The organism is Pseudomonas sp. ATCC PTA-122608 (genome assembly GCF_001952855.1).
In the GTDB taxonomy this organism is placed as follows: Bacteria; Pseudomonadota; Gammaproteobacteria; order Pseudomonadales; family Pseudomonadaceae; genus Aquipseudomonas.
On sequence record NZ_LPNO01000035.1, the window covers coordinates 1 to 9,964 of the forward strand.

Consider the following 9,964-nt stretch of genomic DNA (forward strand, 5'->3'; position numbering starts at 1 on the left):
CTCTAGCCATTTTTCTCCAATCTCGCAGTGACTGTGGGGTGACGCCGATTGCAACGGCGAGTTCTGCCACCGCTCGATTAAGGGGCGGCATCATTTGCAGAACCGCCCAATCCTTGAAGTCATTGTCATAACGTTTCGGCATTGCCAAACACCTTCGCCCCCTTGAATGATTGAGTCAAACATCAGAGGTGACAGATAGGCTGACACGGGGGGCGTTTGCCAAAAGTGACCCGCTGTAAGAGCGGAACCATAAGTGGCCGTTACCGAAGAAACGGATATGCCCCCACCCCCACCCCCACCCCCACCCCCAGCGGAACCCAATTCCCACCCCCCACCCAACGCCGTATACAAATTCACCTCCGCCACCAACTGCGCCAACCGATCCACAATCAACGCCTGCTGCGAACTGAACAACGACCGCTGCGCATCCAGAAACACCAGATTACTGTCCACCCCACTGCGATAGCGGTGTTGAGCCAGGTCGTAATACTTCTGGTTGGCCCGCACAAAATCCCGTTGCGCCGCCAGTTGCTCGTTATACGTCTGGCGCGCCGCCAACCCGTTCGAGACCTCCTGAAACGCCGTCTGAATCGACTTCTCATACTGCGCGACAAAGATGTTCTTCTGAATCTTCGCGTAATCCAGACTCGCCCTCAGACTCCCCGCATTAAAGATCGGCAGATTGATCTGCGGCTGAAACGCCCAACTCCCCGAGCCCCCCTGGAACAATCCCGACAAATCCTTGCTGGAGGTCCCCGCGTTGGCCGTCAGCGTAACCGAAGGAAAAAACGCTGCCCGCGCCGCGCCAATATTGGCGTTGGCCGCCTGCAACTGATATTCGGCCTGAACAATATCCGGCCGCCGTTGCAGCAGGTCCGACGGCAACCCGGCCGGCACGCGCGCCACCAGGTCGGCGGACAGCGGCTGTGCCGGCAAAGAATCCGGCACCGGCCCGCCCACCAGCAACGCCAGGCTGTTGAGGTCCTGGGCCACCTGGCGCTGGTAGCGGGCAATGCTTGCTCGCGTGCTCTCGACGCTGGTCTGGGCCTGGATCACATCGATCGACGTCGCCTTGCCCGCCGTTTTGCTGCGCGACGTCAGGCGCAGACTGTACTCGTCCGAAGCCAGCGTCTGCTGGGCCAGGGCCAGCAGTTCCTGGTCGGCGCGCCAGGTCAGGTAGGCGTTGGCCACGTTGGCCACCAGGCTCAGTTGTGCACTGCGCCTGGCTTCTTCAGTGGCGAGGTATTGCAGCATCGCCTGCTCACTGAGGCTGCGCACCCGGCCAAAAAAATCCAGCTCATAGGCACTCACGCCCAGCGTTGCAGAGTAGGTGGAGGTGATCGCCGATTTGCCGGTGCCCGTGGCACGCCGTGGGACTTTCTGCCGGTTTTCGGCGCCCGTGGCAGACACCGCCGGGAACAGGTCCGCACGCTGGATGCGGTATTGCGCCTGGAACGCTTCGACATTCAGCGCCGCCACCCGCAGGTCACGGTTATTCACCAGTGCTTGGCCAATCAACTGCCGCATCACCGGGTCACGGAACAACCGTTGCCAGTCAGGCCCGGCGGCCGATGGGCCTACCTTGTCCGCGTTGTACACCGGGTATTGTGCCGGCGTTGGCGCTTCGGGCCGCTGATAGTCCGGGATCAGCGAACACCCGCCAAGCACACACACCACGCCGAACATCAGTTTTTTCATCACGCCCCAACCATCCATTTGGCCAGGCCATGGCGGCCACTCACGCCCAATTTGGCCGCCGCGCGCTTGAGGTAGGTTTCAATGGAGCTGTTTTTCACGCTGAGTTTCTCGGCCATCTGCGGCACGGTTCCGCCGGTCAACAGTCCCAGGCACACCTCTTGCTCCCGCGCCGATAAGGTGATGTCACTGAGTGACAGGCGTTTGTAGAATTCGCGCTGCAATTGCGACTGCTCCAACAGGGTTTTAGAGGGCTCGGGAGCCACCCGCGGCGCCTGTCGATTGATCTGCGCGTGGCGCTCGATCAAGGGCAGCAAGGTTTCCGAAAGGCTCTTGAGAAACGACAACTCCGCCAGGGAAAAGGCGCGTTGGGTATGGGGCCGATAGAACGAAATCACGCAACGCCGATTGGCCTGGCGCGATACCAGGTTGCACTGATGAGAGGTGCCGCGGATGTGAGTGCTGTTGGCCTTGGCATTCATCTGGATCAACAACGGATCATTCATGCCGAGCATTTTCTTCAGCAGCGGATGATCGTCGCGGTGATGCAGGGTGCGCGGTGGCGGCAAGTCCTGCTTCAACCCATCGCTGCCGAGTAACGTGATATCGAGCACGCAGGCCTGGTGCTCGTCGAGGGTCCATTCACTGAGGTCCACCAGGTGAACCGGTACCAGCTTGTTGACCAGTTGCAGCATGTTAGCTGCGAAGTGTTCAGTGCCTGTGCTTGAAATCAATTCCCCCAACTCGAAATAAAAATGCGGACTTTCCATATTCCGAATACTGCTGGTCAGACTCATAGCCATCTCATCCTTGATGTCGAAAACCGTCGACGGTTGCCCCCGTTCGTCTGCAGGCCTCCCGTTCTCCTTGAACCTGGGTCGGTGCTCGAGGCTTTATTTAGCCACGGGGATTTGTCCTACGTATGTAGCGGAAACGAGGGACACAACCTGCCATAAAAAGCGCGCCATTATTTCGTCATTTCTGACGGGCAAATAACGCGGGGCTACACGGGGAGGGTGTTTTAGAGTTTGTTAACTAGTTGATATAGAACAGTTTTGTTTGTATTTAGGAAAAGCCTCGTCTGCAAGGCAGCGGCCAGGGATAGCCAATTTCCTACACCCATTTAATCGATTCAGCACTGAACCATCAGCCAACCCCGGCGCGGTATCTGGCTGTCCGGGTTTCGGGTGACATACGGCCCTCTGGGGCGATGCTTAAATCCCGTTGATTTCGCCTCAATGGGGCGTTGTGCGCCTATCGACACCTCACATGAGAAGGATCTTATGACGTATTTCCCTCTGACCGCCGCCCAGCGGGATATCTGGCTGGACCAACTGCGCCTCGGCGATTCGCCGCTGTACAACATCGGCGGTTATGTCGACCTCACAGGCCCGGTGAACCCCGCATTGATCCAGCGCGCCATTGAGCAACTGGTGGCCAAGCACGACGCGTTGCGTACGGTGTTGCAGGTGGCGGACGATGGCTTGCCCCGGCAGGCGTTTGCCGAGTCGATGGTGGTATCGGTGCCCCGGCATGACGTCTCGCGGCAGCCGGACCCCGAGGCGGCGGCCGAGGCCTTGCTGCAGGCGCAAATGGCCCGGGCCTATGGGCTGGTCGACGAGCCGTTGTTCCGCTTCTTCCTGGTCAAGCTCGACGAGCAGCATTACCGCCTCGGCACCCAGGCCCATCACCTGATTCTCGACGGCTGGGGCTTCGGCCAGATGCTGCAATCGCTGGCCGGTATCTACAGCGCCCTGGAGCAGGGACGGCAACCAGACCTGTCGGCACCGTCCTATGTAGACTTTATCGACAGCGATGAACGCTATCGCGAGTCGGCCCGTTATGCCCGCGACCGCAGTTACTGGCTGGACAAATACCAGGCGCTGCCCGAGCCGCTGCTGACGCCCCGTTACCATGCCAAGGGCCAGGCGCCGAGCAACACCTACGTGGCACCGTTTCCGGCGACGCTGCTCAACCGTATGGCGCGGGTGGCGAACCACTACGAGGCATCGGCGTTCCATGTGCTATTGGCCGCGATGTACCTGTACTTCAGCCGCACCGGCCAGCGCCAGGAATGGGTGGTGGGGCTGCCGATTCTCAACCGTTCCAATGCGCGCTTTCGTTCGACCCTGGGACTGTTCACTCAGGTCAGTGCCGTGCGCTTGCAGTTCACTGACGACCTGCCGTTCAGCGCGTTAGTGCGTGGCGTACGCGACCAGCTCAAGCAGGATTTCCGGCATCAGCGCTTCCCCCTGAGCGAGATGAACCGCGAGCTGGGTCTGCTGCGCGCCGACCGTGGCCAGCTGTTCGACCTGTCGGTGTCCTATGAACAGGACGACCATGAATTTCGCTACGGCCAGGCATCCGCGCGGGCGATCAAAGTCTCCAATCACCATGAGCCATTGCCGCTTGCGATTCACCTGCGCAGCAATCGCTACCACGGCACGGCGTGCCTGCACTGCGTCTACAACGAGGCGTATTTCCAGGAACACGAGGTGCAGGCCCTGGCGGAACGTCTGGTGTATCTGCTGGAACAGGGCCTGGAAAATACAGCGCTGCCCCTGGCTGATTTTTCATTGATCACGCCTGAGGAAACCGCGCAGTTGCAACGTTGGAACGCCACGGCCCAAGCGTACCCGGCTGCACAAACCCTGCACGGGCGTATCGAAACCCAGGCCGCGCTGACCCCGCATGCGGTAGCCGCGGTGTACCAGGGCCAGCGACTGACCTACGCCGAGTTGAATCAACGGGCCAATGCCTTGGCTCATCAACTGTTGGAGCTTGGGGTAAAGCCTGACGACCGAGTGGCCATCGTCGCCCGGCGTGGCCTGGCAACGCTGGTGGGGTTGCTGGGCATTCTCAAGTCCGGTGGCTGCTATGTGCCGGTGGACCCGGCCCATCCTGCCGAACGCCTGAACTACCTGCTCGATGACAGCGCGCCGGTGGCGGTGTTGACGCAGACGGATTTGCTTGAGCGCTTGCCGGAACTGACGGTGCCGGTGATCAATCTGGATCAAGCCACGGCGCAGTTGGCGAGCAACCCMCCCGTGGTGATGACGCCCGCCAATCTCGCTTATGTGATCTACACCTCGGGCTCCACCGGCCTGCCCAAGGGCGTGATGGTGGAACACCACACCGTGGCCAATCTGGTGGACTGGCATTGCCAGGCCTTCGACTTGCACGCGGGTGGCCATACCGCCAGCGTTGCCGGTTTCGGGTTTGACGCCATGGCCTGGGAAGTCTGGCCGGCGCTGTGCGTGGGCGCGACCTTGCACCTGCCGCCGGCCCACGACGGCGCGGAAGACATCGACGCGCTGCTGGACTGGTGGCGCGCTCAGCCGCTGGACGTGTGCTTCCTGCCCACGCCGGTGGCCGAGTACGCCTTCAGCCAGAACATCGAGCATCCGACCTTGCGCACGTTGCTGATCGGTGGCGACCGCCTGCGCCAGTTCAACAAGGCACGCAGTTTCGCGGTGATCAACAACTATGGGCCTACCGAAGCGACCGTAGTTGCCAGCTCTGGCCTGGTTGAGGTCGGGCAGCCGCTGCACATCGGCAAGCCCGTTGCGAACGCCACGGTCTACCTGCTGGATGAGCAGCAGCGGCCGGTGCCCATCGGGATCGCGGGCGAGTTGTACGTCGGTGGTAAAGGTGTGGCGCGCGGCTATTTGAACCGTCCGGAAATGACCGCTGAGCGCTTCCTCGATGATCCCTTCAACCCGGGCCGCATGTACCGCACCGGCGACCTGGCGCGCTGGCTGCCGGACGGCAATCTCGAATACCTGGGGCGCAACGACGACCAGGTAAAAATCCGTGGCGTGCGTATCGAACTGGGCGAAATCGAATCCGCCCTGGCAGGTTATGAGGGGGTCACTGAAGCTGTGGTCCTGGTGCGTGAGGGGCAGCTATTGGCCTGGTTCACCGAGCACGCGCCGGTAACGATTGACCTGCTTCGTACCCATCTCAGATCACGCTTGCCGGATTACATGGTGCCGCAGGCCTACGTCAAACTGGACGCGTTGCCCCTGACCGCCAACGGCAAGCTCGACCGCAAGGCTTTGCCGGCGCCCGGTGCCGATGCGTTTATCAGCCGAATCTACGAAGCTCCCCAAGGCGCCACGGAAATCATCCTGGCGCAGATATGGGCCGACGTGTTGCACGTCGAGCAAGTAGGGCGGCATGACCATTTCTTTGAGTTGGGTGGCCATTCGTTATTGGCGGTGCAACTGGTACAGCGCATGCGTCAGGCCGGGTTGCAGGCGGATGTGCAGGTGCTGTTCGGTCAACCGACATTGGCCGCGCTGGCGGCAGCGGTCGGCCAGGGCACCGAGCTTGAGGTGCCGGCCAACCGCGTTCCTGCAGATTGCACATTGATTACCCCGGACCTGCTGGTACTGGCCGAGCTGGACCCGCCGACGATCGAGCGCATTGTCGGCGCCATCCCCGGCGGCGCCGCCAATGTGCAGGAGATCTATCCGCTGGCGCCGTTGCAGGAGGGCTTGCTCTATCACCACATCACCGACGAGCGTGATCCGTACCAGCAACACGCGATGTTCAGCTTTGCTTGCCGTGAACAGCTCGATGCCTTCGCCCGGGCGCTGCAACAGGTGATCGACCGCCATGACATCCTGCGCACCAGCCTGGCGTGGGATGCCATCGAGCAACCGATGCAAGTGGTGTGGCGCAAGGCGCTTTTGGATGTGGAACCGGTGGCCCTTCAGGGAGGTTCAATCCTCAAACAGCTGCGCGAACGCCAGCGCCCACTGGACTTGCGCAAGGCGCCGCTGATGGCGCTGGATTATGCCGAAGATCCGCAGAACCGCCGCTGGGTGGGCATGTTGCGTTTCCATCATCTGGTGAACGACGCCACATCGACTCAGGTACTGATGGCGGAAATCCAGGCACATCTGCTCGGCCAGCGACAGCAACTGCCGGAGCCGGTGCCCTATCGCAATGTGGTCGCCCAGACCCGTTCGCCGGCACGCCAGGCCGCGCACGAAGCGTTCTTTCGCGAGCGGCTGGCGGATGTCGATGAGCCGACCCTGGCCTTCGGGTTACAGGAGCGCCAGGCGGATCGCCACGCGACCGAGGAGGCCGATGTGCTGCTCCCCGACGCACTCGGCCAGCGGCTGCGGGAGCAGGCGCGCACCTTGGGTGTCAGTGCGGCGAGCCTGTTTCACTTGGCGTGGGCCCAGGTGCTGGGGCGCGTCTCGGGCCGTGACGATGTGGTCTTCGGCACGGTGCTGCTGGGACGTTTGCAAGCAGGTGAGGGCGCCGACCGTGCCTTGGGCATGTTCATCAACACCTTGCCGCTGCGGGTACGCCTGGCCGGGTTGACGGTGCGTGAGGCGATCAAGCAGACGCAGCAGCAACTCAGCGCCTTGCTCGCCCATGAGCAAGCCTCGCTGGCGTTGGCCCAGCGTTGCAGCGGCGTCACGCCGTTGTTCAACAGCCTGCTGAATTACCGACATGTCTCGGCCGAGGAACTCCAGGCGCTGCAGCCCGGCATTGAATTGCTCAGCAGCGAAGACATCCTCAGCTACCCGCTGATGCTCACGGTGGACGACCTGCCCAGCGGTTTCCGGCTCAAGGCCAAGGCGCCCCGCAAGGTCGGTGCCCAGCGCCTGCTGGACTACCTAGGCACGGTGCTCGCGGGATTGATGGAGACCCCAGAAGCGCTGCTATTCGACGTGGAGGTGTTGCCCGCGACGGAACTGCAACAGCAACTGGTGGACTTCAACGCCAGCGAAACCGACTACCCCGTGGACCTGACCGTTAACGCCCTGTTCGAAGCCCATGCCCGGCAAACACCCCACGCGGTGGCGGTGCAGGCCGGTGAGCAACAGCTGACTTATCGCCAACTCAACGAACGCGCCAACCGCCTGGCCTATCACCTGCGCGAGCGCGGGGTGCAGCCGGATTCGCGGGTGGCGCTGTGTGTCGAGCGCGGGCTGGACCTGGTGGTGGGCTTGCTGGCGATCCTCAAGGCAGGCGGCGCCTATGTGCCGCTGGACCCGGGCTACCCCCGCGAGCGTCTCGCCTACATGCTGCAAGACAGCGCGCCGGTGGCGTTGCTGGTACACGGCGCGACCCGCGACTTGCCGGGGGAAGTGTCGATACCGGTGATCGACTTCGACCACGGTGCCTGGCAGCACGCGCCCGAAGGTAATCCACTGGTGCCGGGGTTGAGCGTCGGCAACCTGGCGTACGTGATGTACACCTCCGGCTCCACCGGCACGCCCAAGGGCGTGATGATCGAGCATCGCGGCTTGGGTAACTTGATGCACTGGGGCTCGCAACTGTGCCCGAATGCCGAGGGTGGCGCGTTGTTGCAGCGGGCGCCGTTCAGTTTTGACGGTTCGGTGTGGGAGCTGTTCTGGCCGCTGACCAATGGCATGCGGCTGGTCCTGGCACGGCCCGATGGCCACCGTGAACCGGCGTACCTGGCGCAGGTGATTCGTGAGCAACAGATCAGCGTGATCAAGTTTGTGCCGGCGATGTTGCAGCAGTTTCTGGAGCTGGAAGAGTCCGCTCACTGCACCAGCCTTACCGACGTCCTATGCGGCGGCGGCGAGTTGACCGAGGCCTTGGCTCGTGGGGTTCAGGCGCGGTTGCCCGGGGTGCGTTTGCACAACGTTTACGGGCCGACCGAGGCGACGGTGGACAGCAGCGCCTGGACCCTGGAGCCGGGTGCGTCGGTGCCTGGGTTGCAGTTGCCGATTGGGCGGGCGATCAGCAATACCCGGTTGTATGTGCTGGACGAGCATGACCGCCCGGTGCCGCTGGGGTGCAGTGGGCAGTTGCACATCGGCGGGGTAGGCGTGGCCCGGGGGTATTTGGGGTTGGCGCAGATGACTGCCGAGCGGTTTATCGAAAGCCCGTTTGTGGTGGGGGATCGGTTGTATCGAACCGGGGATCTGGTGCGGTATTTGCCGGATGGGAATCTGGAGTTTTTGGGGCGTAATGACTTTCAGGTGAAGCTGCGCGGGGTGCGGCTGGAGCTGGGGGAGGTTGAGGCGCGGTTGGCGGCGCATCCTGCGTTGCGCGAGGTGGCGGTGTTGATTCGGGATGAGCGGTTGGTGGCGTATTTCACCGTTCGTGATGCGGTGCCGGGGCTTGAGGCGTTGCGTCGTTACATGGTGGAGGGGTTGCCTGAGTACATGGTGCCTTCGGCGTTTGTGCGGGTGGAGGTGTGGCCGCTTAACCCGGCGGGGAAGCTGGATCGCAAGGGGCTGCCCGAGCCTGGGGTTGAGGCGGTTTTGAGTCGTGCCTATGAACCGCCTCGGGGGGAGGTGGAGACTGTGATTGCGGGGGTTTGGGCGGAGGTTTTGAAGCTGGACCGGGTAGGGCGCCAGGATCACTTTTTTGAGTTGGGGGGGCATTCGTTGTTGGCTGTGGGGGTGGTGGCGCGGATGCGTAAGGCGGGGTTGGAGGTGGATGCTCGCTCGTTGTTCAGTCAGCCGACGGTGGTGGGGTTGGCGGGGGTAGTTGGGAGGAGGGTGGAGCGGGTGGAGGTGGCGCCTGCGGTGGGGATTCCGGAGCTTGGTCGCAGGCGGAGGATTTGAGGGGTGGTGTTGGGTACATATCCGTTATTTAGGTAACGGCTGCCTATGGTTCCGCTCTTACAGCGGGTCACTTTTGAAAAGCGCAAAAGTAACCAAAACGCTCTGCCCCGCCTGTCGGCACCTCGCCTAGGCTCGGTGTGCCCTCAGCTCCGGCATTGCTCCGCGGGCCGCCGCGACGGGCCATCCATGGCCCGGCGCGGCTAAACCGGCGTCCTGCCGGTTTACCCGCTCCGCAATACCTGCGTTCGGCCTCGGGCTGAATGGGGCAGTCAGATCAAAATCAAAAGCAAGAGCACAGCGGCCTACCGGCCGGCTTGAGTGTTAGAAGCAGAGGCAAGATCGAGAGCGAAAGCAGAGCTGCTTTTCTGTGGGAGCGGGCTTGCTCGCGAAAAACCTGAGACCGCCGCGTTGAATCAGGATGCCCGCGTCATCGTTAACCACCTTCGCGAGCAAGCCCGCTCCCACATTTGGACCGTGCCCGCTTTAGCTTCTGATTTTGCTGTTGCTTCACCACACTCAAGCCGGCCTGTAGGCCGCTGTGCCCTTGATCTGCTTTTGATCTTGATCTTAGGCGCCCCGTTAAACCACGCTGGCCGAACGCAGGCTTTGGAGCGTGGGTAACCCGGCAGGACGCCGGGTTAGCCGCGTTGGGCCAAGGATGGCCCATCGCGGCGGCCCACGCTCCAAAGCCGGAGTGAGGGCAC

At 62.3% G+C, this 9,964-nt stretch carries 3 protein-coding genes; 1 reads left to right on the forward strand and 2 read right to left on the reverse strand.

The features are described 5' to 3' along the window. Positions 1-90 precede the first annotated feature (90 nt). Both AU074_RS23210 and AU074_RS23215 read right to left on the reverse strand, forming a co-directional pair. Positions 91-1,698 (reverse strand): AdeC/AdeK/OprM family multidrug efflux complex outer membrane factor, encoded by a 1,608-nt coding sequence (locus AU074_RS23210; RefSeq protein WP_305886501.1) that lies wholly within the window; start codon positions 1,696-1,698, stop codon positions 91-93. Further along, positions 1,698-2,492: a helix-turn-helix transcriptional regulator gene (locus AU074_RS23215; protein ID WP_076016691.1), complete on the reverse strand. Its 795-nt coding sequence runs from the start codon at positions 2,490-2,492 to the stop codon at positions 1,698-1,700. Before AU074_RS23215 ends, AU074_RS23210 begins: the two co-directional genes overlap by 1 nt. Before the next feature lie 486 nt (positions 2,493-2,978). Here AU074_RS23215 and AU074_RS23220 point away from each other — a divergent pair, with 486 nt between their 5' ends. Then, positions 2,979-9,260: a non-ribosomal peptide synthetase gene (locus AU074_RS23220; RefSeq protein WP_076016692.1), complete on the forward strand. Its 6,282-nt coding sequence runs from the start codon at positions 2,979-2,981 to the stop codon at positions 9,258-9,260. Positions 9,261-9,964 lie beyond the last annotated feature (704 nt).